Origin of the sequence: Streptomyces flavofungini, from assembly GCF_030388665.1 — a bacterium.
Lineage (GTDB): Bacteria > Actinomycetota > Actinomycetes > Streptomycetales > Streptomycetaceae > Streptomyces > Streptomyces flavofungini_A.
The window spans coordinates 8,231,766-8,255,205 of record NZ_CP128846.1 but is presented as its reverse complement, the minus strand read 5'-3'; the positions used below and the strand labels follow the sequence as shown (position 1 = coordinate 8,255,205).

Genomic DNA, 23,440 nt, shown 5'->3' with positions numbered 1-23,440 from the left:
CACCGACGGCACCGAGCCCGGCCCACCACGGCGCCCGCGGCGCAGCGCCCGCACCTGAAGCTGTACCTACTAGTATGTACAGATCGATGGCCAGCGAGAGGAACACCTCATGCCCTTTGTCCGCATAGACGCCCTGGAGGCCGACCCTGACCGCCTCGACGCCCTCGGCCGGGCCGTGCACGACGCGCTCGTGCAGACCATCGGCATCCCCGACGACGACCGGTTCCAGGTGCTCAACGGCCACCGCGGCGGGGGCAGCACGCTGCGGTACGACGACTACCTCGGGGTGCGCCGCGACAGCGGCATCGTGTACGTGGCCATCACGATGCGCTCCGGCCGCACCCCCGACCAGAAGCGGGCCCTCTACCGGCGGATCGCCGAACTCGCCCACGAGTACACCGGCACCGAGCCGCGGAACGTGTTCGTCTGCGTGACCGAGAACGAGTCGATCGACTGGTCCCTCGGCGACGGCGTGGCCCAGTACGCTCCGGCGCCGCCCCGGGGCGCCGACCCCCTATAGGGCACCGCCGTCCCGCGCGCCCGGCATTCGCCCCCTTCGTCATGCTCCCGCGTGACGCGGCCCGCGCCGGACGGCGCGAGTCAGAACAATGCACGCATGCCTGACGACTGGAAGCGGCAGATCGACGCGCTGCACAGCGACTTGGTCCGCCGTGACGACCCGACCGCGTGGGTCAGCGAGGCCGACGCGGTGGACGCTTCGTACCTGTACCCACAACTGGCGGTGCGCGGGCCGGTCTTCGGGCTCGCCGCCCGGGAGACCGCCGGCGACGGCCCCTGGCGGCTGCTCGGCGACGTCACCGAGGGCACGCCCCAGCAGGCCAGGGACAGCCTCAACTCCCTGCTGTGGTTCAAGGCGAAGGACGACACCGAGGACCGCGAGCAGCGGCGCGCGCTGCTCGCGGCCGTGTCCCGGCTCGAACACGAGCCGCTCGACGAGGTCACCGTGCTCGGCACCCGCTACCGGGTCATCCGCGGCGACGAGTTCGTCCGCGCCGGCGCGGACGGCCTCGAACCGCCCCGGCCCACCGACCCCGAACCGGCCGTCGCGTCCTGGGAGGACCGGCCGGGACCGCCCTCGCGGGACGTGGGCTTCGCCCTCGGCCCGAACAGCGCCGAAGGTCTGATGGCGGGTGCGCTGCGCATCGCCCTGCGGGGCTTCACCTACTCCGGCGGCCACCTCCCCACCGCCCTCCGCGAGGACTCCGAGCGGGCCGCACGGGACTATCCGGAGGTCGTCCTGCTCCCGGTCAGCTTCGGCGTCGCGGAGCGCCGGGGCGACCGCTGGCGGCCGCGCGGGGCCCTCATGCCCACCCCGCACGACGCGCGCCGCCTGCTCGTGCACGGCATGACCGAACTGTGGCCGCTCCTGTACGACTTCGACGCCGGCGAACGCGCCGAGTTCCGCGGCGCCGCAGAGGAGTTCAAGGCGGCGGGGCGCGCCAACCAGATCGTCGTGCGCGACCGCTGTTTCCGCATCTGCCGCGTGGAACGCATGGTCAGGATGGGCGCCGACGGACCCGAGTCGGCGCGGCCCTCGGACATGGAGACGACGGAGCCGATGAAGCTGCACCCGACGATGGACGAGGACGGGGTCATCCACTACGACGAGTGACGGACTCAAAGCCTCAAAGCAGCACGAACCACCACGAGCACCCCATGGGACGCTGCGCCCGGCGTCCGGGCGACCGGACATCTGTGTGTACGTGGCATCGGTGCGGGGTAGCGGTTCGGGCGGCGCCCGAACCGCTACCCCGGGTTGCGGCACGTGCCGCGCTTCTGGTTCCGTCGCGCGGGCGACCACTGTGAACCGCGGCCCGACCGCCTAGCTGCTCGACGGAGTGCTGATGACCACCGAATCGAACCCCACCACCCACCGCCCCGGTGGCAACTCGGCCGCTCCCACGCCCCGTTGGCTGCGCCGCACCCAGCCCCGCCCCGGCGCCCGCACCACCCTGGTGTGCTTCCCGCACGCGGGCGGCACCGCCTCCTTCTTCTCGCCCTGGGCGCGACTGCTCCCGCTGGACGTGGAGCTGGTCGCGGTGCAGTACCCGGGGCGGCAGGACCGGCTCGCGGAGCGGCCCATCGGCACCATGACGGAGCTGGCCGACGCGGTCACGGAGGCGCTGCGGGCCGGTGTGCGCGCCGATCGCGAGCTGGTCTTCTTCGGCCACAGCATGGGTGCGGCACTGGCCTGGGAGACGGCGCTGCGCCTGGAGGCGGGGCCGGGGCCCGCCCCCCGGCAGGTCTTCGTTTCCGGCCGTCAGGGCCCGCGCCGCCAGCGTCCGGGGACGGTGCACCTGCTGCCGGAGGAGCGGCTCGTCGACGAGATCAAGCAGCTCGGCGGGACCGACCCACAGCTCCTCGACGACCCCGACGTGCGCGAGATGGTGCTGCCCGCGATACGCGCGGACTACCGCCTGATCGAGACGTACCGCCCGGACCTGACGGCGCGGCTGCGCTGCCCCATCGGCGTGTTCACGGGCGACCAGGACATCGAGGTGTCGCCGGAGGACGTGGAGGCGTGGCGGGACGCGGGCAGCGGCGAGTTCTCCGCGCTCGTACTGCCCGGCGACCACTTCTACCTGGCCGACCAGGCGGAGCGCGTCATCTCCTCGATGTTCGCGAGCCGCAGCGTCTGAGGCCCGCGTGGTGTCGCGGGACGACCGCTCCCGAAGGGCGTCAGCCCGCGAAGGCCGCCCCCGGCAGCCCCTGGCCGGCGCCCTGGACCACGAGGACCGAGCCCGCCATCGGGTGCGGGCGGTCCTGGCCGACCCGGGCCGTCGTGACGTACAGGTCCCGCAGGTCCTGGCCGCCGAACGCGCACGCGGTGGGGCGCCGCACGGGAAGCCGCAGGACGCGGTCCAGCGTGCCGTCCGGGGTGTAGCGCCGCACCTGCGCGCCGTCCCAGAGCGCCACCCACACGCACCCTTCGGCGTCCACGGTGAGGCCGTCCGGGAAGCCGTCCGAGTCCGCGATCACGGCGAACTCCCTGCGCTCGATCGGGTGTTGCCCGTCCATGCGGCAGACGTCGACGCGTCGCGTGGGGCTGTCCACGTAGTACAGGAGGGTGCCGTCGGGGCTCCAGCCGGTGCCGTTGCTGACGGCCACGCCGGGGAAGACCTCGGTCGCCGTGCCGTCCGCCGTGACGCGTGTGAGGGCGCCGCCGCCGGGCGCCTCGTCGTAGCGCATGGTGCCCGCCCACAGCGCGCCGTCGGGGGCGATCGCCGCGTCGTTGCCGCGGCGTCCGGCGACCGGGTCGCGCACCAGCCAGGAGAAGGCGCCGTCCGGGGCGTAGAGCCCGATGCCGTCGCGGAGGTTGACGACGAGGCCGCCGCCCGCGCGCGGCTTCGCGGCGCCGACGTGCTGTTCCGTGGCGAGCACCGTCCGGTGGCCGCTCGCCGGAGCGTAGGTGTGGACACGGGAGTTGAGGATGTCCACCCAGATCAGGCGCTCGGCCGCCGGGTCCCAGGTGGGGCCCTCGCCCAGCTCGGCCCGCTCGCGCACCGCGACCTCGACGACCGGCTTCCAGTCCGTCACCGTCTCACCCTTCGCCACTGCTCCGCCTCACTTCTCGCCCCGGCCACGCCCCGACTCACCCGCCCCGCCCCAACTCACCCGCCCCGTCCGCCCCGGCTGCGACACGTACGCGGGCACGCCGGAGACGCAGGGGGCGTGCGAACCCGCGGCGATCAGGGCCCCGTTCCTCGACGGTGCGTCGACGAGGGCGGCATCGGCACGGTACTGGGCGCCGTCGTCGTCGGCCAGAGGTCCGGCGTGCGCGACGACGGCGGGTCAGGTGTCGGTGGCGGCACCGACTACGGGCAGGTCGCCGGTGCGGGGGTCCTGCTCGCGGTGGTCGGGTCCGGTGTGCGCGGGGCACGGGGGACGGGGCGGTGGGGCCCCGTCCGGTGGGCGGGGCCCACGCGGCGTATCAGCGTCCGCGTGGTCGGTGCGCCCCGCCTGACACGCGGCGGTGTGACCGTCGGCGCGCACGTGCGGGCCGACGCGAAGTGACCGGCCACTGCCGGACAGATGCATTCCACCCGGCCGCAGTACGGGCAGACAGGAACCAAGGTTGTCATGCGCGTCAATATGCCCTGTCGAAGTCAAGATTCCGTTAGAACCGGGTGAGTATCGGCTAGGACCAGGTGGCCATTGTCCCTTTGGTGCGCGAAGTACCCTGTGACCTGCGGCTCTTGGGCATGGTGGTTCGCCCGCAGCGCAACTCACTCCCTGCTGCCGCTGTTTTCCGTAGGGTGATCTTATGGCGAAGTTGGGGGGATCGTGTGGCTGAAACCTGGAGTGAGACCGCCGAAGGTGTGCTGCGGCTGCCTTCCGGCCGACTCGTGCGCGGCCGGGGTCTCCGTCGCCCGCTGCCGACCGGGCCCGAGCCGATGTTCGCCGTGCACCTCCAGGGCAAGCCGCCGCCCGAGGTGCCGTGGGAGGCGCGCTGGCTGCGCTGGCCGGACTTCTGGCTGCCCACGGACCGGGCGGCCGCGCGGCAACTCCTCGGCGAGGCCTGGGCGCGCGCCGCCACGGAGCGCGTGGAGATCGCCTGCGGCGGCGGCTTCGGCCGCACAGGGACGGCGCTCGCCTGTCTGGCCGTGCTCGACGGCGTCCCGGCCGGTGAGGCCGTCGCCTATGTGCGCGCGCACTATCACCGCCGTGCCGTCGAGACGCCGTGGCAGCGGCGCTACGTACGCGGCTTCGACACCGAGCCCGCCGACTGACGGGCCGCCGGGCGCGGTGCCCAAGTGCCGCCCGGGGCGCTCTCCGTCAGCGGTTCAGGGCGACGAGCGTGGCGTGCAGGTCGGTGTCGCGGGGGCGGTTGTGCGGCAGCCTGGCCAGGACGGAGGCCAGGCCGCAGGTGTCCGTGACCGCGGCGAGGACCAGGCCCGCGGCGACGGCGGCGGACAGCCACAGGGCGTACGGCCACAGCAGCCCCAGCGCCAGGCCGGTCAGGATCAGCGACCCCGCGGTCAGGCGGACTTGGCGCTCCATGGCCCAGGTGGCGCGGGCCGTGCTCCGGGTGCGCTCGACGTCGTATCCGCGCCCGGTCCAGCCGGTGGTGCCGTCGGTGAGGGTCGCGGCGGGGACGCCGTCCTCGGCCAGGCGCGCGCAGGCCCGGGCCGAGCGGTTGCCGGTGGCGCACACCATCAGGAGTTCCCCGCGTGCCGCCGCGGCGTCGAGGGCGGGCAGGGCTTCGGGGAGGCGCTCCAGGGGGATGTTGTGGGCCCCGGGGAGGTGCCCGGAGGCGAACTCGGCGGGGGTGCGGACGTCGACGACGACCAGTTCGTCCAGGCGGTGGCGGGCCTGTTCGGCGGTGAGCGCGGTGCGGGACGGCACGGGACTTCCTTTCGTCGAAGGCCACGGGGAGGCCTTGGTTGATGCGTGCACCACTCCCGTACGGTACCCATAGGGGTATCCAGATCGGAGTGACCAGTGGAACTGACGATGGCGGCCGAGGAACTGAGGACGGCGGTCAACCGGCTGCGCCGGGCCCAGGGCCAGATCAACGGCGTGATCAAGATGATCGAGGAGGGCCGGGACTGCGAGGACGTGATCACCCAATTGGCGGCCGCGTCCCGGGCGTTGGACAAGGCCGGGTTCGCCATCATCGCCACCGGCCTCCAGCACTGCCTGACCGACACGGAGTTGGCCGAAAGCGGCGACCGGGAGCGGATGCGGGCGCGCCTGGAGAAACTGTTCCTGTCGCTGGCGTAGGACGGCCCTCACGGCCCCCGCGGCTCCTGCGCCGCCCAGGGCTCCCGCCGCCCGCACGGCCCCCGTCACGCCGAGCCGACACTCTGGACCACCGCGTCCGCTCCCATCGCGGCGGCCACCACGAGCAGCGCGACCGCGAACGTGCGCCGCAGGGCGGCCCCGGTGAGCCTGGCGGCGAGCCGCTTGCCGTCCCACGCGCCGAGGACCGCCGCGCCGGTGAAGGGCGCGACCACGGCCCAGTCGAGGCCGGTCGTCGTGCTGCCGCGGGTGGCCAGTGAGGCGAGGGAGTTGACGGCGATGACCAGCAGGCTGGTCCCGGTGGCGGCCCGCATCTCGAAGGCGAGGACGGAGACGAGGGCCGGTACGACGAGGAATCCGCCGCCGACGCCGAGCAGCCCGGTCAGCGCGCCGAGCCCGGCCCCGGCCCCGGCCGCACGCCCCGGCCGGACGGCACCGGCCCCCGCGCGGGCGCCCCGCCCGGCCCCACCGGCCCTCAACATCAACACCGCCGCGACCCCAGCCACCCCCGCGAACGCCGCCGTGAGCACCGGCTGCGGCAGTCTGCCCGCCGCCGCCCCCGCCCCGGCGGCGGGCAGGATCCCGGTCGCCGCGAACAGCGCGCCCGCCCGCCAGCGCACGTGCCCGGCGCGGGCGTGGGCGTACAGGGCCGTGGCCGAGGTGACCGCGACAATCAGCAGGCTCGCGGTGGTGGCGGCGGCCGGGGTGAAGCCGAGGAGGTAGACGAGCGCGGGGACGGCGAGCATGCTGCCGCCTCCGCCCAGGGCGCCGAGGGCGAGGCCGACCACGGCCCCGGCGAGCAGGGCCAGGACGAGCGGGCTCACGTGCGCGTACAGGCGTGGGTACAGCCGTGGCCGTCGTGGACGGGCAGTCCCGCGCGGGCCAGGGCGTCGGCGTCGAACACGTCGTCCACGACGACGACCCCGCGCCCGGCGGCGGCGAGGAGCGAGGCCCCGATCGCCGCGCGCATCCCGGTGCCGCAGTGCACCCACACCTCGCCGTCCGGCACCTCGCCGTGGCGTCCGTGGAGTTCGTGGAGCGGTACGTGCGCGGAGCCCTCCAGGTGGGCGCCCGCGCGCTCCGAGGCGCGGCGCACGTCGAGGACCACCACGTCGTCCCGGTCCTTGCGGGCCTCGGCCAGGTCGGCGAACGTCGCGCGGGGGAAGGAGCCGGGACGCTCCCCCGCACGCACCCAGCTCCCGGGGCCGCCCGTCGCGCCCGCCGCCGGCCGGTCGATGCCCACCCGCACCAGCTCGCGCTGGGCGTCGGCCAGTTGGCGCGGCGATTCGGCGAGCAGCGTGACCGGCGTGCCCCACGGGATCAGCCACGCCAGGTACGTGGCCAGCTTGCCCTCCGCCTCGAAGTTGAAGGACCCCACGACGTGCCCGGCGGCGAACGCCACCCGGCCGCGCAGGTCCACCACCCATTCCCCGGCCGCCAGGCGCGCGGCGATCTCCGTGGCGTCGGCGTGCCCGGGCGGGGTCAGGTCGACGGGCGCGGGCCCCGCCGCGTTGGCCGGGCCCATGTGGGTGTAGTACGCGGGCACGTCGTCGAGCCCGGCGAGCAGTTCGGCGACGAAGGAGTCCTCGTCCTGGGTGAGGGCCGTGTTGGCCGTCCGCTCCGCGCCGATGGTGGTCGCGCCGCCCTCGGACTGCGTCGCCGAGCAGAAGCTGCCGAAGCCGTGCGTGGGCAGGACGCGTACCGCGTCGTCCAGTTCCTCGGCCAGGCGGTGCGCCGAGGCGTGCTGGGCGCGGGCCAGCGGCTCGGTGAGGCGGGGCTCGACCAGGTCGGGACGGCCCACCGTGCCGATGAGCAGGGAGCCGCCGGTGAACGCGGCCGTCGCGCGTCCGCCGACCGTCAGGACGTACGACAGGTGGTGCGGGGTGTGCCCGGGCGTGGCGAGCGCCCGCAGCGCGACGGCCTCGTCCGCCCGGGACGGCCCGCCCGCCCCGTCCCCCGCGCCCGACCCGGCGGCCTCGTCCACGAGCACCGTGTCGCCGTCCGCGACCGGCGTGTGCGGGAACGACACGAAGGCACCGGCGGGGACCAGATACCGCGCGCCCGTCACCCGGGCCAGCTCCAACCCGCCGCTCACGTAGTCGTTGTGGACGTGCGTCTCGGCGACGTACCCGATCCGCACCCCGCGGCGGGCAGCGAGCGCCATGACCCGGTCGATGTCACGCGGCGGGTCGACGGCCACGGCGGTGTCCGGGCCCCCGGCCAGATAGCTGCGGTTCCCGAGCCCTGTGAGTTCGAGGGTGTCGACGAAGAACACGGCTGTCACTCCCTTTCCGCTTCGCGCTTCCGGGGCTGCGCCCCGGTCAATTACCCCCGGGGGTATTCACTCCTTACCTGTCACCGTACCCAGAGGGGTATGTCCGACTCCGACCGGCCGGGCACGATGGCCGGTAATGGACCAGCCCGACCTCGAAGGCCCCCGCGCCCGGGAGCCCGCCCCCAGGAGGAGCGACGAGCGTGAGTGCCGATGACGTGGTGACGAACTGGGCGGGAAACATCGCCTTCACGGCCCGTGAACTGCGCCGCCCCGCCTCACTCGACGAGCTGCGGGGGCTGGTGACCGGCTCCCGGCAGGTCCGCGTGCTGGGCAGCGGGCACTCCTTCAACCGGATCGCGGACACCGACGGCCCGGACGGCACGCTCCTCTCCCTGGCCGGGCTGCCGTCCGCCGTCGACGTCGACACGGCGGCACGCACGGTGCGGGTCGCGGGCGGCGTCCGGTACGCCGAACTGGCCCGCCGTGTGCACGCGGCGGGCCTGGCCCTGCCCAACATGGCCTCACTCCCCCACATCTCGGTCGCGGGTTCGGTGGCCACGGGTACCCACGGCTCGGGGGACTCACTGCCGCCGCTGTCGTCGTCGGTGTGCGCGGTCGAGCTGATGGCGGCGGACGGCGGGCTCGTCACCCTGCGGCGCGGGGACGAGGGGTTCGAGGGGGCGGTGGTCTCGCTCGGGGCGCTCGGCGTCGTGACCGCGCTGACGCTCGACCTGGAGCCCGCGTACGAGGTGGCCCAGCACGTGTTCGTGGACCTCCCCCTGGCCGGGCTCGACTTCGACGCGGTGGCGTCGTCGGCGTACAGCGTCAGCCTCTTCACCGACTGGCGCGGCCCACGCTTCACGACCGTGTGTCTCAAGCAGCGCGCGGGGCGCGGCGTCGACTTCCCGTGGGCAGCCCCCGCCGCGGAGCCCCGGCATCCGGTGCCCGGCGCGGCGGCGGCCAACTGCACCCGGCAGCTGGGCGCCCCCGGACCGTGGTACGACCGGCTGCCCCACTTCCGCGCCGACTTCACACCCAGCAGCGGCGCCGAGCTGCAGTCGGAGTACCTGCTGCCGCGCGCCGACGCGCTCCCCGCGCTGGCCGCGCTCGACGCGATCCGGGAGACGATCGCGCCGGTGCTTCAGGTCTGCGAGGTCCGCACGGTCGCGGCGGACGCCCAGTGGCTCAGCCCCGCCTACGCGCGCGACTCGGTGGCGTTCCACTTCACCTGGGCGCCGGACCCCGCCGCCGTCCTGCCGGTCATCACCCGCGCGGAGGAGGCCCTGGCCCCGTTCGTGCCCCGCCCGCACTGGGGCAAGGTCTTCCGGACCACCCCCGCGCGCCTGCGCGCCGTCCATCCGCGCCTCGCGGACTTCGCGGCGCTCGCCGCACGCCTCGACCCGGCCGGGACGTTCCGCAACGCCTTCGTGCGGAGCGTCATCGGCCGGGCCTGAGTGCTCTCCCTCAGCCGCGCTGGAACACCGCGACCGTCCGCGCCGGGACCCGGAAGGTGCCCGAACCCTTCTCGTACGCGGCCGACTTGACCACGGGGTCGGCCCCGCGCGCCTGCGTGGGATGCAGCGCGTACGCCTTCCCCTTCAGGGCCGCGACGTGCTGGGACTGCTCCCGCGGTGTGGCGTTGAAGACGACCACGAGGGAGCCGAGGCGCATCGTGATGACGCCGGGTGTCTCCCCCGGGGTGCCCGACAGCGGGAAGGACAGCTCCCGCTGGACCCGCTCACCCGTCGCGAGGGAGAACTCCGGCGCGGTGGCGCGCAGTCGCAGCAGGTCCCGGTACGCGGCTGCCGCGCCGTGGATGTCCGCGCAGCCGGGGGCGAGCGCGGGGTCCGCCAGCAGGGGCTTCGCGTAGGGCCACTTGGGCTCGTTGTCGGCGGCGGGCGGCAGACCGCGGCCGAAGCCGTTGCCGTCGCGGCAGTCCCAGTGGATGGCGTTGAACCAGTCCCCGCTGTCGTAGGAGTTGCGGTCGAGGGACTTGGAGCGCAGCAGGTCGCTGCCCGCCTGGTAGAGCGCCGGACCCTGCGAGAGGGTCGCCGTCGCCGACGCGAGGACCTGCATCCGGGCCCGGTCGGCCGCCGACGTGCCGGGCGGGAGCTTGAAGGCGAGCGCGTCGTACAGCGACTCGTTGTCGTGGGCGTCGGCGTAGGCGAGGGCGTCGCCGGGCGCGTCGGCGTAGCCCGCGGGGGCGCCGTTGTAGTCGACGTCGGCGCCCGTGACCCTCCGTCCGGCGGAGTCGGTGAAGGCGTACCCGGCGAGGTTGCCGGTGAGGCCGACCTTGATCAGGTCCTGGTAGTGCAGGAGGCGGGCCTTCTGCTCGGCGGGCGTCCCGTTCGCCTTGGAGGCGTTGGGGTCGGTGAAGAGACCGCTGGCGAAGCCCTGGACGCCGGGGTCCTCGTCGAAGGGGCCGCCGCCGCGCACGGCGTCGCGGGCCCGGTCGGAGAAGGTGGCGACGCCCGTGCCCGCCATGTGGCGCTGGGTGGCCTGCTCGAAGCGGGCGTCGTCGGCGACTTCGCCGAAGTTCCAGCCCTCTCCGTAGAGCACGATCTTCTTGCCGTCGACGCCGTCCTTCTTCGGGGTGAGGGCGTCGAGGGCCCTGCGGACGGCGAGGATGTTGGCCTTCGGGTGGTGCCCCATGAGGTCGAAGCGGAAGCCGTCGACCTTGTACTTCGTCGCCCAGGTGACGATCGAGTCGACGACGAGCCTGCCCATCATGGCGTTCTCGGGCGCGGTGTTCGCGCAGCAGGTGGAGGTGGCGACGGAGCCGTCGGCGAGCAGCCGTTGGTAGTAGCCGGGCACGATCTTGTCGAGGATCGACTTGTCGGCCTGGCCGCTCGCGACGGTGTGGTTGTAGACGACGTCCATGACGGTGCGCAGGCCCGCGTTGTTCAGTCCTTGCACCATCTTGCGGAACTCGACGGTGCGCCGGGGGCCTTCGGGGTCGGACGCGTAGGAGCCCTCGGGGACCGTGTAGTGCAGCGGGTCGTAGCCCCAGTTGTAGGCGTCCTTCGCGGCGGACTCGCCCACACAGGTCTGCTGCTCCTCGGAGTCCGGCGCGTAGGACCCGAGGTCGCAGTCGGGGGTGGTCTGCCCGGACTTCCGCTCGGGGACGGTGCCGATGTCGAACGCGGGCAGCAGGTGGACGTAGGAGGTGCCGGACCTGGCGAGCCTTCGCAGGTGCCGCATGCCGTCGGACGCGCGGTCCGTGAACGCGAGGTACTGGCCCGGGTGCTCGGCCGTGCGGTCGGCGATGGAGAAGTCCCGGATGTGCAGTTCCTGGATCTGCGCGTCCCGCAGGGGGGTCGCGGGCGGCTTGCGCAGGGTCCGCCAGCCCTCGGGGGCGAGCCGGGGGTCGTCGAGGTCGACGAGGAGGCTCCGGGCGGAGTCGGTGGTGAGGGCGGTGGCGTAGGGGTCGGTGACCTTGTTGGTGACGACCTTGCGCACGCTCGGCGCCCACACCTTCACGACGTACCGGTACGGCTTGCCCGTCCAGCTCCTCGGCCCGCTCGCCGACCAGACCCCGGAGGCCGCGTCCCTGCGCATCGGCACGGTCCGGCCGCCGATGTCGAGCCGGACGTCCTGGGCGGTGGGCGCCCACACCGCGAGCGAGGGTGTGCCGCGCGTGAAGCCGGGGCCCAGCGCGGCCTTCGTGGCGGCGGGGGCGTAGACGTCGTCGAGCACGCCCTGCGTCTGCACGCCGGTGGCGGCCTTCGCGGTGCCGTCCGACGCGCGCTGGACCGCGACGAGCTGACCGGTGAGGGCCGCGCGGATCCGGTGGCGGTCGCGCGCGTCGACGCGGAAGGCCGCGTAGGCCTTCAGGTGCGGGAACTTCGCCCGCTGGGCGTCGGTGAGGCCGCCGGGCACGGGGGTGAGGCGGATGCGGTGGGCCGCGCCGGTGAGGCCGCCGTCCTCGACGGCGATGCCGCCGCGCCGCGCGTATGCCAACTCCGTTCTGACGGGAGCGCGTTCACCGCCCCGTGCGGCGGGTCCGGCGCCGGTGTTCCAGACGACGGTGTCGCGGTCGATCCACTGTGCCTCGGCCTTCGTCGGGTCGGGGGCGGCGGCCGGGGCGGCGGGCGCCGCCGCCGCGCCCGTCAGGGGCACGGCGGCGGCGAGCAGGACCAGGGCCATCGCGGTGGCGGTGCGGCGTGCGGAGCCGGTCACGGGGGTGCGTTCTCCTTCGTGGTGGTCAGCAGGACCTGGCGCCGGTGTGGAGCGCGAGGGCGGTGCCGGGGGCGACGGAGGCCGTGAACCGGCCCGCGCCGTCGACGGTGACGGTCCGGCCGCTCTGCACGTCGCAGTAGCCACCGGCCGGAAGCGAGGTCTGGAACGTGCGGTCGAGGGCCGCGCCTTCGTGGTTGATCACGACGTACGCCTTGTCGCCGCGCCCGAACGCGATGGCGTCGTCGCCGTTGTCCCACCAGTTCGTGACGCCGGTGCCGCGCGCGGCGTTGCGCAGCTTCACCATGCCCTTGATCTCGGGCCAGGCGTGCTGGCACTTCCACCCGTTGCTGTAACAGGCTTTCACCTCGCCGCCGTTGGGCGGCCCCGCGTCCCGGTCGGTGAACTCGTAGCCGGAGTGCACGTCCGGGGAGCCGTAGGGCCAGGCGAGCATGAAGACGTGCGCCAGGGTGTGGTTCGCGCCGTCCTTGTAGGTGAGGGTGTCGCCGCCGCGCTCGGTGTCGTGGTTGGCGACGAACACGGCGGACTTGCCGGACGGCAGGTAGCCCCAGCCCTCGCCGTAGTTCTTGAGGTACGCGAGCTTCTCGCCGGTGAACACGCGCTTGAGGTCGCGGGCGTAACGGAACTCCTGCACGTCACCGGTGCCCAGGTACTCGTCCGGTGAGACGGCCTCGCCCGCGCCGAAGATGGCCTCCTGCTTCCAGTAGGCGTCGGGGTCGCTCAGACGGGACTTGATGTTCTTCAGATCGGCGGCGGCCATGTGCTTGGCGGCGTCCACGCGGAAGCCGTCGACGCCGAGGGAGAGCAGGTCGTTCAGGTAGCCGGCGATGCGGCCGCGTACGTAGTCCTCGCCGGTGTCGAGGTCCGCGAGGCCGACGAGCTCGCACTCCTGGACGTTCGTGCGGTCCTGGTAGTTGGAGATCGGCACGGTGCAGTTGTCGAGGTCGGGGCGCGAGTAGATGCCGGGGTAGGCGTACTTCGTGTACGAAGTGCCGCCGGTGCCGGTGCCGTCGCCCGCGGCCATGTGGTTGATGACCGCGTCGACGACGACCTTCACGCCGGCGGCGTGGCAGGTGTCGACCATGCTCTTGAAGGCGGCCCGGTCACCGAGCCTGCCCGCGATCTTGTAGCTGACGGGCTGGTACGACGTCCACCACTGCGGTCCCTGGATGTGCTCCTGCGGCGGCGACACCTGGACGTAGCCGTAGCCGTCGGGGCCGAGCCGGTCCGTGCACGCCTTGGCCACCGAGGCGAACTTCCACTCGAAGAGCACGGCGGTGACGTCCTTGGTGCCGGGCGGGGCGGCGACGGCCTGCGGCGCCCCGCCGACCAGGCTCCCGCCGACCCCGGCGAGCAGGGCGACGGTCGCGGCCTGCGCCTTGCGTCCTCTTCCTGGCTTCCTGCGCGTACGACGTGTCACGGGGGCCTCCTGCGCGGTGAGGTGGGGGGCCTTCTCCGGCAAGGCGACGTGCCCGTCAGGCCGTTGAAGGTTGTTGCAGCAAGATTGCGGCAGTGTTTTCGCCCGTGACCGTACGACCGTCAACCACAACGGTCAACCCTTGGGACGCACCTGGGCCGTGGAGCCCCGTACGACGAGCTCCGGCTGGAAGACGAACTCGGTGCGCTGCACGGGGTTTCCGTTGATCTCTTCGAGGAGGGCACCGACGGCGGCCGACGCCATCGCCTGCACGGGCTGGCGCACCGTGGTCAGCGGCGGGTCCGTGAACGCGATGAGCGGCGAGTCGTCGAAGCCCACCACGGAGACGTCGCCGGGCACCGTGAGGCCCCGCTCCCTCGCGGCCCTGACGGCGCCGAGCGCCATCATGTCGCTGCCGCACACCACGGCGGTGCAGCCGTGGTCGAGCAGCGCCCCGGCCGCGGCCGCGCCGCCCTCGACGGTGAACAGCGTGCGCCGCACGAACGGTTCGGCCTCCCCCTGTGCCAGGCCGACGTACTCGTGCAGCGCCGCCGCGAATCCCTCCGCCTTGCGCCGCGAGGGGACGTAGCGGGTCGGCCCGATGGCCAGGCCGATCCGTTCGTGCCCGAGGTCCACGAGGTGGCGCACGGCCATCCGCACGGCCGCGCGGTCGTCGGCGGAGACGCAGGAGACGGGGATGCGGGCGTTGTAGCCGTTGATGAGGACGAACGGCACGCCCCGGCCCGCGAGTTCGAGGTAGCGCCCGTGGTCGGCGCTCGCGTCGGCGTGCAGCCCGGACAGGAACACGATGCCGCTGACGCCGCGTTCCTCCAGCTGCTCGACCAGCTCGTCCTCGGTGGCGCCGCCCGGCAGCTGAGTGCACAGCATCGGGGTGTAGCCGTGCCCGGCCAGGACCTGCTCCACGACCTGCGCGAAGGCCGGGAAGATCGGGTTGGTCAGCTCGGGGATGACCAGGCCGACCAGGCCCGCGCTGCGCCGCTTGAGCCGCACGGGCCGTTCGTAGCCGAGCACGTCGAGGGCGGCCAGGACGCGGCGCCGGGTCGCGGCGGCCACGCCCGCCTTGCCGTTCAGGACGCGGCTCGCGGTGGCCTCGCTGACCTCCGCCTGGGCGGCGATGTCCGCGAGCCGCGGGGCGCCGCGTTCGGCGTCCCGCGGCGGGGAGGTCGTCACACCCCCCACCAGACGGTGGTGTCGGCGGGCAGCTCCACCTCGCCCCCGGTCACCTCGACGGGGCCGCTCGCGAGCAGCATCCGGCCGGGCGCCGCGATCCGTACGGGCGCGCCGGTGGTGTTCGCGGTGCAGGCGAACTCCTCCCGCCGGAAGGCGAGGACGCCGGCGGGGGCTTCGGTCCACACCAGGTCGTCGCCCGCGCCGAGTCCCGGCTGGGTGCGGCGGGTCCGCAGTGCCGCGCGGTAGAGCTCCAGCGTCGACGTGGGATCGCCGGTCTGCGCCTGCACGCTCAGCTCGCCCCAGCCCGCGGGCTGGGGCAGCCAGCTGCCGCCCGCGCCGAAGCCGTACGACGGCCCGTCGACGGTCCACGGGATCGGCACCCGGCAGCCGTCGCGGAACCCGTCCTGCCCCTGCGCCCGGTGGAACGAGGGGTCCTGGCGGACCTCGTCGGGCAGATCGGTGACGTCGGGCAGGCCGAGCTCCTCGCCCTGGTAGAGGTACGCGGAGCCGGGCAGGGCCAGCATCAGGAGGGTGGCGGCGCGGGCCCGGCGCAGGCCGAGGGCGCGGTCGCCGGCGGTGCGCAGCTGGGTGCCGAGCCCCGCCGGGTTGGCGAAGCGGGTGGCGTGCCGGGTCACGTCGTGGTTGGACAGGACCCAGGTGGCGGGGGCGCCGACGGGGCGCATCGCGGCCAGCGAGCTGTCGATGACCTCGCGCAGCTCGGCGGCGTCCCAGTGGGTGCCCAGGTACTGGAAGTTGAAGGCCTGGTGCATCTCGTCGGGGCGTACGTAGTGCGCGGTGCGCTCGACGGTGGGGGTCCAGGCCTCGGCGACCAGGACCCTGTCGCCCGCGTACTCGGCGAGGACGTGGCGCCAGCTGCGGTAGATCTCGTGCACGCCGTCCTGGTCGAAGAACGGCATGGTGTCGTTGCCGAGCAGCTTGAGCTGGTCGTGGTGGCCGATGTCGGGCAGCCCCTCGGCCTTGACCAGGCCGTGGGCGACGTCCACGCGGAAGCCGTCGACGCCCATGTCCAGCCAGAAGCGCAGGATGGAGCGGAACTCGTCGCGTACGGCGGGGTGTTCCCAGTTGAAGTCGGGCTGCTCGGGGGCGAACAGGTGGAGGTACCAGTCGCCGGGGGTGCCGTCGGGGTCGGTGGTGCGGGTCCAGGCGGGGCCGCCGAAGATGGACTCCCAGTCGTTGGGAGGCAGTTCGCCGTCGGTGCCCTTGCCGGGGCGGAAGTGGTAGCGCTCCCGCAGGGGCGAGCCGGGGCCGTCCGCGAGGGCCCGGCGAAACCAGTCGTGGCGGTCGGACGAGTGGTTGGGCACCAGGTCCACGATGATGCGCAGGCCCAGGGCGTGCGCGTCCCTGATCACCGCGTCGGCGTCGTGGAGGGTGCCGAACATCGGGTCGATGGCGCGGTAGTCGGCGACGTCGTAGCCCGCGTCGGCCTGCGGCGAGGCGTAGAAGGGGCTGAGCCAGACGGCGTCGACGCCGAGGTCCTTCAGGTGCGGCAGGCGGGCCCGGATGCCCTCGAGGTCGCCCATGCCGTCGCCGTTGCCGTCGGCGAAGCTGCGCGGATAGACCTGGTAGATCACCGCGTCGCGCCACCAGTCCGTACGCGTGCCGGAGTCGGGGGCGGCAGGGGCAGCGAGATGCTGGGTCATGTGTTCCCTGAGAGGTCGAGTCTGTGGGTGGATCGGCGGATCGGAAGGGGCGGCCGGGTCAGGACTTCGTCGCGCCCGCGGTGAGTCCGGAGACCAGGTGGCGCTGCACGAAGCCGAAGATCACGGCGGCGGGCACGGCCACGATCACGGCCGCGGCGGTCAGCGAACCCCAGTCGCTGGTGTACTGGTTGACGAAGGTCTGCAGGCCGCCCGCGAGCGTCAGGTTCTCCTCGCCGGTCATGAACGCGGAGGCGTAGGCGACCTCGGCCCAGCCGGTGATGAAGCTGTAGAAGGCGGTCACGGCCAGGCCAGGCTTGGCCAGCGGCATGATGAGCCGCCAGAAGGTGCCGAACGGGTTGAGTCCGTCGACGCGGCCCGCCTCGTCGATCTCCACGGGGATGGTGTCGAAGTACCCCTTCATCATCCACGCGGAGAACGGCACGGCGATCGTCAGATAGGTGAGGACCAGACCCATGGGCTGGTTGAGCAACTCCATGCTCGCCAGCAGGTTGTACAGCGGCACGATGAGCACGGCGACCGGGAACATCTGCGTGATGAGCAGCAGCCACATCAGGGGCCGCATGCCGGGGAACTTGAACCGGCTCACCGCGTAGCCCGTGGTCGCGGAGATGAAGACACCGATGACGGTGGTCAGGCCGACGACGAACAGGGAGTTGACGACCCAGTCGAGGAACTTGGTGTCGTTCAGGACGTGGTCGTAGTTGCCGAGCGTGAAGTCCTTCACCAGGGCGGTGGAGAACGCCTCGCTCTGCGGCTTGAACGAGGTGACGAGCAGCCACAGCGGCGGCAGGACCGCGATGAGCGAGGCGATGAGGAGGGTGGTGTGCAGGGCGACGGAGGCGAGCGGTCCGCGCTCGCCGCGCGGCCTCGGCTTCTTGGCGGACGGCTGCACGGACGGCTTCGCGGACGTCGTCTTCGAGGGCGTCGTCTTCGAGGGCGTCGTGTTCGAGGGCGTCGTGTTCGAGGACATCGTGGTCACCACACCTCTCCTTGCTTGCGGAGCGCGCGGCGGTAGACCACCGCGAAGAGCGAGAGGAGCAGCAGGATGAGCACGCCCCAGGCAGCGGACCCGGCGAAGTCGCGCGGGCTGACGACGAACGAGAGCCGGTAGGCGTACGTCACGAGGATCTCGGTGGCGTCGCCCGGGCCGCCCCGGGTGAGCAGGAAGATCACCGGGAACATGTTGAAGGTCCAGATGGAGCTGATCAGGACCACGGTCGTGGCGACAGGGCGCAGGCCGGGCAGCGTGACGTGGCGGAAGCGCTGCCAGGGGCTCGCGCCGTCCATCTCGGCGGCCTCGTACAGCTCGCCAGGGATGGACTGGAGCCCGCCGAGCATGGCGACGAGCATGAACGGCACGCCGAGCCAGACGTTGACGGCGATCACGGAGATCTTCGCCCAGGTGGGGTCGTTCAGCCACGGGATCGCGTCGATGCCGCCGCCTTCGAGGACCTTGTTGAGCACGCCGTTCTTCTCGTTGAAGAGCAGCCGCCAGGTGAAGACGGAGACGAACGCGGGCACCGCCCAGGGCAGGATCAGCGCCATCCGGTAGAAGGAGCGGCCCTTGAGCTTGCGGTTGAGCATGTTCGCGAGGACCAGGCCGATGGCGAACGACAGGGCGACACAGGAAACCGTCCAGATGACGGTCCAGGTGAGCCGGTCCCAGAAGACGCCGTCGTCGAGGATCGCCTTGTAGTTGTCCAGGCCGACGGACTCGTAGGTCGCCGGGATGTGGTTGACGCCGATGGTGCGCTCGACGTTGGCCTCGTTGGCGTTCGTCGTCGACAAGAAGACGCCGCGGGCCAGCGGGTAGCCGACGATGACACCGATGACGATCACCACGGGGGCGACCATCGCCCACGCGTACCAGTGCGTGCTCAGGGACCTGCGCAGACGTCCGGGGTTCTTGCCCGGGCGGGGGCCGCGGCCGCGGACGCCGGTGACGTCCGCGGCCTCGACCGCTCGGGGGCCGCTCTCGACAGCCATCGTTACTTGTAGTCCTTGAGGAGCTTGCCGTAGGCCTTGCCGATGCTCTCGGCGCCGCCCTCGGGCGAGGTCTTGCCGCTGAGCACCTTCTGCATCTCCAGGCGGATCGGCTCGAACAGTGAGTTCGCCTCGGGGATCCAGGGCCGCTGCACGGACTTGTCGACGGCCGGCTTGAAGAACTGGACCATCTGGTTCTTCTTGACGGACGCCACGTCGTAGACGGAGGTGCGGGTGGGCAGCAGGCTCAGCTTCTCGGTGGTCTGCTGCTGCACCTTCGCCGAGCTCATGTACTTGATGAACTCGTAACTGGCGTCGAGGTTCTTGGAACCGGCGTACGCGGCGAGGTTCCAGCCGCCCTGCGGCGAGGCCTGCCGGGCGCTGCCGCCGGGCACCGGCGCGACGCCGAGGTTGCCCTTGTCGTTCTTGAACTGCTTGCCCTGCAGGGCGCCCTCGATGGACCAGGGGCCGTCGAGCGCCATGGCGACGTCGCCGTTCTTGAAGGCGTTCAGCTGGTTGTTGTAGCCGTCGCTGGCGTCGGTGACGGCGGCCTTGGAGTCGACGAGGTCCTTCATGACCTCGAAGGCCTTGGCGCCCTCGGCGTCGTCGACGGTGATCTCCTTCTTCTTGGTGTCCAGGAGGTCACCGCCCTCTCCGTAGAGGTACGGGAGGTAGAAGTACGGGTCGTCGCCGCGCAGGTAGAGACCGGTCTTGCCGGACTTCGACTTGATCTTCTTGGCGGCGGACTTCACGTCCTCGAAGGTCTTGGGAGCCTCGACGCCCGCCTCCTTGAGCATCTTCTTGTTGTAGAAGAGCGCGAGGGTGTCGATGGTCTGCGGCGCCGCGTAGGTCTTGCCCTTGAACTTGGTGCTCGCGGCGGCCTGCGGCAGGAAGTCGTCCTGCTTGTCCAGCGCGGCGGTGCCCTCCAGGGGCGCCAGGTAGCCGAGATTCGCGAAGTCGGCGACCCAGGCGACCTCGGTGCGCATCACGTCGGGAGCGCCGGAGTTGCCGCCGGCCGCGTTCTTGAACTTGGCGTTGGCCTCGCCGAACGGCACGTTCACGTACTTGACCTTGACGCCGGGGTGGAGGTCCTCGAAGCCCTTGGCCAGCTTCTCGTACGTGCCCTTCTCGGCGTCGTTCGAGGTGTCCCAGAAGGTGACGGTCCCGGAGAGCTTGCCGCCGCTCTTCTTGCCGCCGTCGCCGTCGTCGCCGCCGCACGCCGCCGCTGTCATCGCAAGGGCTGCGACCAGTGCGGTGGCCGTTATGCCACGCCGCATGTGTACTCCTTCAACTGGTCCCGGAATGACCCGGAATGAGGAGAGACGAAGAGGTGCCTCCTGCTGGCCGCACTCGAGGCGGCGCCGGGTTGGCAGGAACGTAACAGGCTTGAAAACCAGCCGAAAGACCTTGCGAGAAATTTCTGCAAGACGAGGTGATCGTTACCGTCGTGTGTCCTGCACGTTGCGGCGGGACCCCGTCAGCGCTTGCTGCAAGCTTGCGCAACCGGTGGGCAAGACCGCGGTCGGCCGGTACAGTCCCGTGCATGACCGCGCGGCTCGTCGACATCGCAGCCCAGGCGGGAGTCAGCGAAGCCACCGTCAGCCGGGTCCTCAACGGCAAGCCCGGCGTGGCCGCGGCCACCCGCGAAGCCGTTCTCGCCGCACTCGACGTGCTCGGCTACGAACGGCCCGTCCGGCTGCGCAGACGCGGCAGCGCGGGCCTGGTCGGCCTGATCACGCCCGAGCTGGACAACCCGATCTTCCCCGCCCTCGCCCAGGTCATCGGCCAGGCCCTGACCCGCCAGGGCTATACGCCGGTGCTCGCCACCCAGACCCCGGGCGGCTCCACCGAGGACGAACTGACCGAGATGCTCGTGGACCGCGGCGTCGCCGGGATCATCTTCGTCTCCGGGCTGCACGCCGACACCACCGCCGACATGGAGCGCTACGCCTCCCTGCGCGCCCAAGGCGTCCCGCACGTCCTGGTCAACGGCTTCTCCCCCGAGGTCGACGCGCCCTTCGTCTCCACCGACGACCGGGCCGCGACCCAGCTGGCCGTGCGCCATCTCGCCTCGCTCGGCCACACCCGCGTCGGCCTCGCGGTCGGCCCCCGGCGCTTCGTCCCGGTGGTCCGCAAGATCGAGGGCTTCCGGCTCGGCCTGCGCGAGCGGCTCGGCCTGTCCGGCGCGGCGGCCGACGACCTGGTCCAGCACTCCCTGTACACCCTGGAGGGCGGGCAGGCCGCGGCGACGGCGCTGATCGCCAAGGGGTGCACCGGCATCGTCTGCGCCAGCGACATGATGGCCCTCGGCGCCATCCGCGCCGCCCGTGAGCAGGGCCTCGACGTGCCCCGCGACATCTCGGTGGTCGGCTTCGACGACTCGCCCCTGATCGCCTTCACCGACCCGCCGCTGACCACGGTCCGCCAGCCCGTCCAGGCCATGGGCCAGGCCGCGGTCCGCACCCTCCTGGAGGAGATCGGCGGCACCCCGGCGCCGCACAGCGAGTTCGTGTTCCTGCCGGAGCTGGTGGTCCGCGGGTCGACGGCTTCGGGGCGGCGGGGCGGGGCCGCGGCGTCCTGAGCCCGCGTCGCGGTGGCCGGGCGCCAGGGCCCCGCTACTCTCTTTGCATGGATGCGCAAGGACAGGCGTGGGACGCGGCGGCCGCGGACCGTGCGGTGGCGGTGCTGAAGGCAGTGGCCGACCCGTCGCGGTACCGGCTGCTGTGGGCGCTCAGCGGGCAGGAGCTGCCGGTCAGCGCGCTCGCGGAGCTGCTCGGCGCGCACGTGGCCGCGACCTCGCAGCACTTGGCGAAGCTGCGGGCGGCGGGGCTCGTGTCCTCCCGCCGCGAGGGCACCCGGATCTACTACCGCGCGGCGGACGTGCGCGGGCTCTTGGACGAGGCCGCGCTGGTGGCCCGCGCCTCCGGCGCAGCCGAGGCGACCGGTGCGGCGGCGGAGCCCGCGGCGGCCGGTGCGCAGGAGCAGACCGCCGCCGCGCGCGGAACGCGGGCCAGGGCCGTCCGCCGCCGCCCGGCCACCGGGCACTAGCCGGGCTCTCCGCCGGACACCGCTGCGCGGGGCCGGCGCGGCTCCTCTCGTTCCTCCCCGTGCGGATCACGCCCGGGAGCAATCCGCCACCCGCGCGGCCACGGATCACCGGTGTCGGGTTCGTGAGGGATCCCGAACACGCGGAAGCGGTCAGCGACAGGAGCCGTCCCGGTGGAACGCGAGGCGCCCGACCCCTCCGCCCGGATGCCGCCGCAGGCCCTCCGCCACGCACCTGCCGCACACCGCACTGTGTGCGGCAGGTGCTCTTCGTCGTGTGCGCCGTCGTGCTCGCCGGGCCCGTCCCCCGGGTAGGCCCCGGCGACAGCCGCGTACGAGCGGGGCTCGGCGGGGCACGGACCAGGACGAGCGGGCTCGGCGGGGCACGGACCGCGGACCCGACCAATCCGCAACGCCCCCGGCTACGGATCCCCCTGAACAGGGCGACTCGTGCTGGAGGAACACCGAGTGAAGGAAGTCGTGCACATCGGAACCCGGTCGGCACCGGGACCCGATCTCCAAGAGCTGCTCGCCCGCGTGGCCCGCGGCGAGCAAGAGGCGTTCGCCGGTGTCTACGACACCGTGGCGGGCCCCGTGTTCGGCGTCGTACGCGGTGTGCTGCGTGATCACGCCCAGTCCGAGGAGGTCACCCAGGACGTCCTGGTGGAGGTCTGGCGCACCGCGCCCCGTTACCGGCCCGACCTCGGCACGGCCCTGAACTGGATCCTGACCCTCGCCCACCGCCGCGCGGTGGACCGGGTGCGCTCCGCGGAAGCCTCGGCCGCCCGCGAGCACAGGGCCGCCCTCTTGGCGAACACCCCGGAGTTCGACGAGGTCAGCGAGCAGGTCGAGACGCGCCTGGAGCGCGAGCAGGTGCGCCGGTGTCTGCGGGCCCTGACCGAACTGCAGCGGCAGTCCGTCACCCTGGCGTACTACCGCGGCCTCACCTACCGGCAGGTGGCCGAGCTCCTCGCCCTGCCCCTGGGCACCGTGAAGACACGCCTGCGCGACGGTCTCATCCGCCTGCGCGACTGCCTGGGGGTGAGCGCGTGACCTGCGCCGACGCCCCGCACACCCTGACCGGCGCCTACGTCGCCCACGCGTTGGAGGACGACGAGCGCGCGCAGGTCGAGGAGCACCTGGCGCACTGTGACGTGTGCGCTCAGGAGGTGCGCGAGCTGGCCGAGACCGTCGCGCGCCTCGGCCTCGCGCTGGCCACCGCCCCTCGGCGCGGCCTGCGCGACGACGTGCTCCGCCGCATCACCACCGTGCGCCAGGACGTCCCGCGCTCCGGTCAGGACGCGGCCCCCCGCCCCACCCCGCGCCGGTCCCGCCGGTTCTCCCGGTGGGCGCTCGCCGCCTGCGTCGCCGTGGCCGCGGCCTTCGGCGGCACCGCACTCTGGCAGCACCAGCGGGCCCAGGATGCGCGTGACAAGGCCCGCCAGGTCCAGGAAGAGGCCCGGGAGCGGTCGCAGGAGCTCGCGGCCGTGCTGGGCGCCCCGGACGCCAGGACGCGCAGCATCCGGTTCGCCGACGGGGCCGGCGGCACCGTGGTCGTGTCGGCCGGCCGCGACCGGGCCGCGTTCATCGTGACGGGCCTGCCCGAGCCGCCGCGGGGCAAGGTCTACCAGCTGTGGTTCGACGACGACGGGTCCATGCGCCGGGCAGGACTCGTCGCCGGGGGCCAGGACGCCCAGGCGATGCTGCTGGACGGCCCGGTCGGCCGGGCCACCGGCATGGGGATCACCGTGGAGCCTGCGGGGGGCTCGGCGCGGCCCACCACCGAGCCCCTGGCCCTCATGGACTTCCCCACCTCTCACTCGTTCGAGCGACCGACCCATCCATGAGCCCAGTGGCACCGAATACCTCACGTGAGAACAGAGCGAA

General features: G+C 73.0%; 21 protein-coding genes and 1 pseudogene. 11 read left to right on the top strand and 11 right to left on the bottom strand.

The window, feature by feature from the left end:
- The first annotated feature begins 109 nt into the window (after positions 1–109).
- The 3 genes from QUY26_RS35645 (at position 110) to QUY26_RS35635 (ending at position 2,660) form a co-directional block, all read left to right on the top strand.
- Positions 110–520 (top strand): tautomerase family protein, encoded by a 411-nt coding sequence (locus QUY26_RS35645; RefSeq protein ID WP_289954051.1) that lies wholly within the window; start codon positions 110–112, stop codon positions 518–520.
- Positions 521–616: 96 nt separating this feature from the next.
- A complete protein-coding gene (locus QUY26_RS35640; protein WP_289954049.1) occupies positions 617–1,633 on the top strand; it encodes a DUF5954 family protein in 1,017 nt (338 codons plus the stop codon).
- A 232-nt stretch (positions 1,634–1,865) separates the two neighbouring features.
- The gene (locus QUY26_RS35635) at positions 1,866–2,660 is read left to right on the top strand and encodes a thioesterase II family protein (protein ID WP_289954047.1); all 795 of its coding nucleotides are present in this window, start codon (positions 1,866–1,868) and stop codon (positions 2,658–2,660) included.
- A 40-nt stretch (positions 2,661–2,700) separates the two neighbouring features.
- On the opposite strand, the gene QUY26_RS35630 is transcribed toward QUY26_RS35635, so the two are convergent.
- Positions 2,701–3,576 (bottom strand): SMP-30/gluconolactonase/LRE family protein, encoded by an 876-nt coding sequence (locus QUY26_RS35630; RefSeq protein WP_289954046.1) that lies wholly within the window; start codon positions 3,574–3,576, stop codon positions 2,701–2,703.
- A 117-nt stretch (positions 3,577–3,693) separates the two neighbouring features.
- Between QUY26_RS35630 and QUY26_RS35625 the strand changes: the two genes are divergently transcribed.
- Together QUY26_RS35625 and QUY26_RS35620 are read left to right on the top strand one after the other, a co-directional pair.
- Positions 3,694–4,035 (top strand): hypothetical protein, encoded by a 342-nt coding sequence (locus QUY26_RS35625; RefSeq protein ID WP_289954045.1) that lies wholly within the window; start codon positions 3,694–3,696, stop codon positions 4,033–4,035.
- Between the two features lie 272 nt (positions 4,036–4,307).
- Positions 4,308–4,751 (top strand): protein-tyrosine phosphatase family protein, encoded by a 444-nt coding sequence (locus tag QUY26_RS35620; RefSeq protein WP_289954042.1) that lies wholly within the window; start codon positions 4,308–4,310, stop codon positions 4,749–4,751.
- 46 nt (positions 4,752–4,797) lie between these two features.
- Here QUY26_RS35620 and QUY26_RS35615 read toward each other — a convergent pair whose 3' ends face one another.
- The gene (locus tag QUY26_RS35615; RefSeq protein WP_289954040.1) at positions 4,798–5,367 is read right to left on the bottom strand and encodes a rhodanese-like domain-containing protein; all 570 of its coding nucleotides are present in this window, start codon (positions 5,365–5,367) and stop codon (positions 4,798–4,800) included.
- Between the two features lie 96 nt (positions 5,368–5,463).
- Here QUY26_RS35615 and QUY26_RS35610 point away from each other — a divergent pair, with 96 nt between their 5' ends.
- Positions 5,464–5,745, top strand: coding sequence for a metal-sensitive transcriptional regulator (locus QUY26_RS35610; RefSeq protein WP_289954036.1), 282 nt, complete (start codon positions 5,464–5,466; stop codon positions 5,743–5,745).
- Between the two features lie 65 nt (positions 5,746–5,810).
- Here QUY26_RS35610 and QUY26_RS35605 read toward each other — a convergent pair whose 3' ends face one another.
- Positions 5,811–6,587, bottom strand: a complete 777-nt coding sequence (locus QUY26_RS35605) for a sulfite exporter TauE/SafE family protein (protein WP_289954035.1) — start codon at positions 6,585–6,587, stop codon at positions 5,811–5,813.
- Positions 6,584–8,038: an MBL fold metallo-hydrolase gene (locus tag QUY26_RS35600; RefSeq protein WP_289954034.1), complete on the bottom strand. Its 1,455-nt coding sequence runs from the start codon at positions 8,036–8,038 to the stop codon at positions 6,584–6,586. Before QUY26_RS35600 ends, QUY26_RS35605 begins: the two co-directional genes overlap by 4 nt.
- Positions 8,039–8,238: 200 nt before the next feature.
- Here QUY26_RS35600 and QUY26_RS35595 point away from each other — a divergent pair, with 200 nt between their 5' ends.
- The gene (locus QUY26_RS35595) at positions 8,239–9,492 is read left to right on the top strand and encodes an FAD-binding protein (RefSeq protein ID WP_289954033.1); all 1,254 of its coding nucleotides are present in this window, start codon (positions 8,239–8,241) and stop codon (positions 9,490–9,492) included.
- Positions 9,493–9,502: 10 nt separating this feature from the next.
- Here QUY26_RS35595 and pulA read toward each other — a convergent pair whose 3' ends face one another.
- The 7 genes and pseudogenes from pulA to QUY26_RS35560 all read right to left on the bottom strand — a co-directional run bounded on the left by pulA (position 9,503) and on the right by QUY26_RS35560 (position 19,785).
- Positions 9,503–12,217: a pullulanase-type alpha-1,6-glucosidase gene (gene pulA / locus QUY26_RS35590; protein ID WP_354670733.1), complete on the bottom strand. Its 2,715-nt coding sequence runs from the start codon at positions 12,215–12,217 to the stop codon at positions 9,503–9,505.
- A 28-nt stretch (positions 12,218–12,245) separates the two neighbouring features.
- Positions 12,246–13,655 (bottom strand): annotated as a pseudogene (locus QUY26_RS35585) (alpha-amylase); the annotation flags it as partial.
- Positions 13,656–13,787: 132 nt separating this feature from the next.
- Entirely contained in the window at positions 13,788–14,852 is a 1,065-nt protein-coding gene (locus QUY26_RS35580) for a LacI family DNA-binding transcriptional regulator (protein WP_289954032.1), read from the bottom strand.
- A complete protein-coding gene (locus QUY26_RS35575) occupies positions 14,840–16,504 on the bottom strand; it encodes a glycoside hydrolase family 13 protein (RefSeq protein ID WP_289954029.1) in 1,665 nt (554 codons plus the stop codon). The genes QUY26_RS35580 and QUY26_RS35575 overlap by 13 nt, the downstream gene beginning before the upstream one ends.
- A gap of 58 nt (positions 16,505–16,562) precedes the next feature.
- A complete protein-coding gene (locus QUY26_RS35570; protein ID WP_289956321.1) occupies positions 16,563–17,495 on the bottom strand; it encodes a sugar ABC transporter permease in 933 nt (310 codons plus the stop codon).
- Between the two features lie 5 nt (positions 17,496–17,500).
- A complete protein-coding gene (locus QUY26_RS35565; protein ID WP_289954027.1) occupies positions 17,501–18,511 on the bottom strand; it encodes a carbohydrate ABC transporter permease in 1,011 nt (336 codons plus the stop codon).
- Positions 18,512–18,513: 2 nt separating this feature from the next.
- Positions 18,514–19,785 carry an extracellular solute-binding protein gene (locus QUY26_RS35560; RefSeq protein WP_289954025.1) on the bottom strand — a complete coding sequence of 424 codons (1,272 nt, stop codon included), beginning with the start codon at positions 19,783–19,785 and terminating at the stop codon, positions 18,514–18,516.
- Positions 19,786–20,051: 266 nt separating this feature from the next.
- Here QUY26_RS35560 and QUY26_RS35555 point away from each other — a divergent pair, with 266 nt between their 5' ends.
- The 4 genes from QUY26_RS35555 (at position 20,052) to QUY26_RS35540 (ending at position 23,400) form a co-directional block, all read left to right on the top strand.
- A complete protein-coding gene (locus QUY26_RS35555; protein WP_289954023.1) occupies positions 20,052–21,089 on the top strand; it encodes a LacI family DNA-binding transcriptional regulator in 1,038 nt (345 codons plus the stop codon).
- A gap of 47 nt (positions 21,090–21,136) precedes the next feature.
- On the top strand, positions 21,137–21,556 hold the full coding sequence (locus tag QUY26_RS35550; RefSeq protein WP_289954020.1) for an ArsR/SmtB family transcription factor: 420 nt from the start codon (positions 21,137–21,139) through the stop codon (positions 21,554–21,556).
- Between the two features lie 465 nt (positions 21,557–22,021).
- Positions 22,022–22,606 carry a sigma-70 family RNA polymerase sigma factor gene (locus QUY26_RS35545; protein WP_289954019.1) on the top strand — a complete coding sequence of 195 codons (585 nt, stop codon included), beginning with the start codon at positions 22,022–22,024 and terminating at the stop codon, positions 22,604–22,606.
- Positions 22,603–23,400: an anti-sigma factor gene (locus QUY26_RS35540; protein WP_289954018.1), complete on the top strand. Its 798-nt coding sequence runs from the start codon at positions 22,603–22,605 to the stop codon at positions 23,398–23,400. The genes QUY26_RS35545 and QUY26_RS35540 overlap by 4 nt, the downstream gene beginning before the upstream one ends.
- Positions 23,401–23,440: the final 40 nt, after the last annotated feature.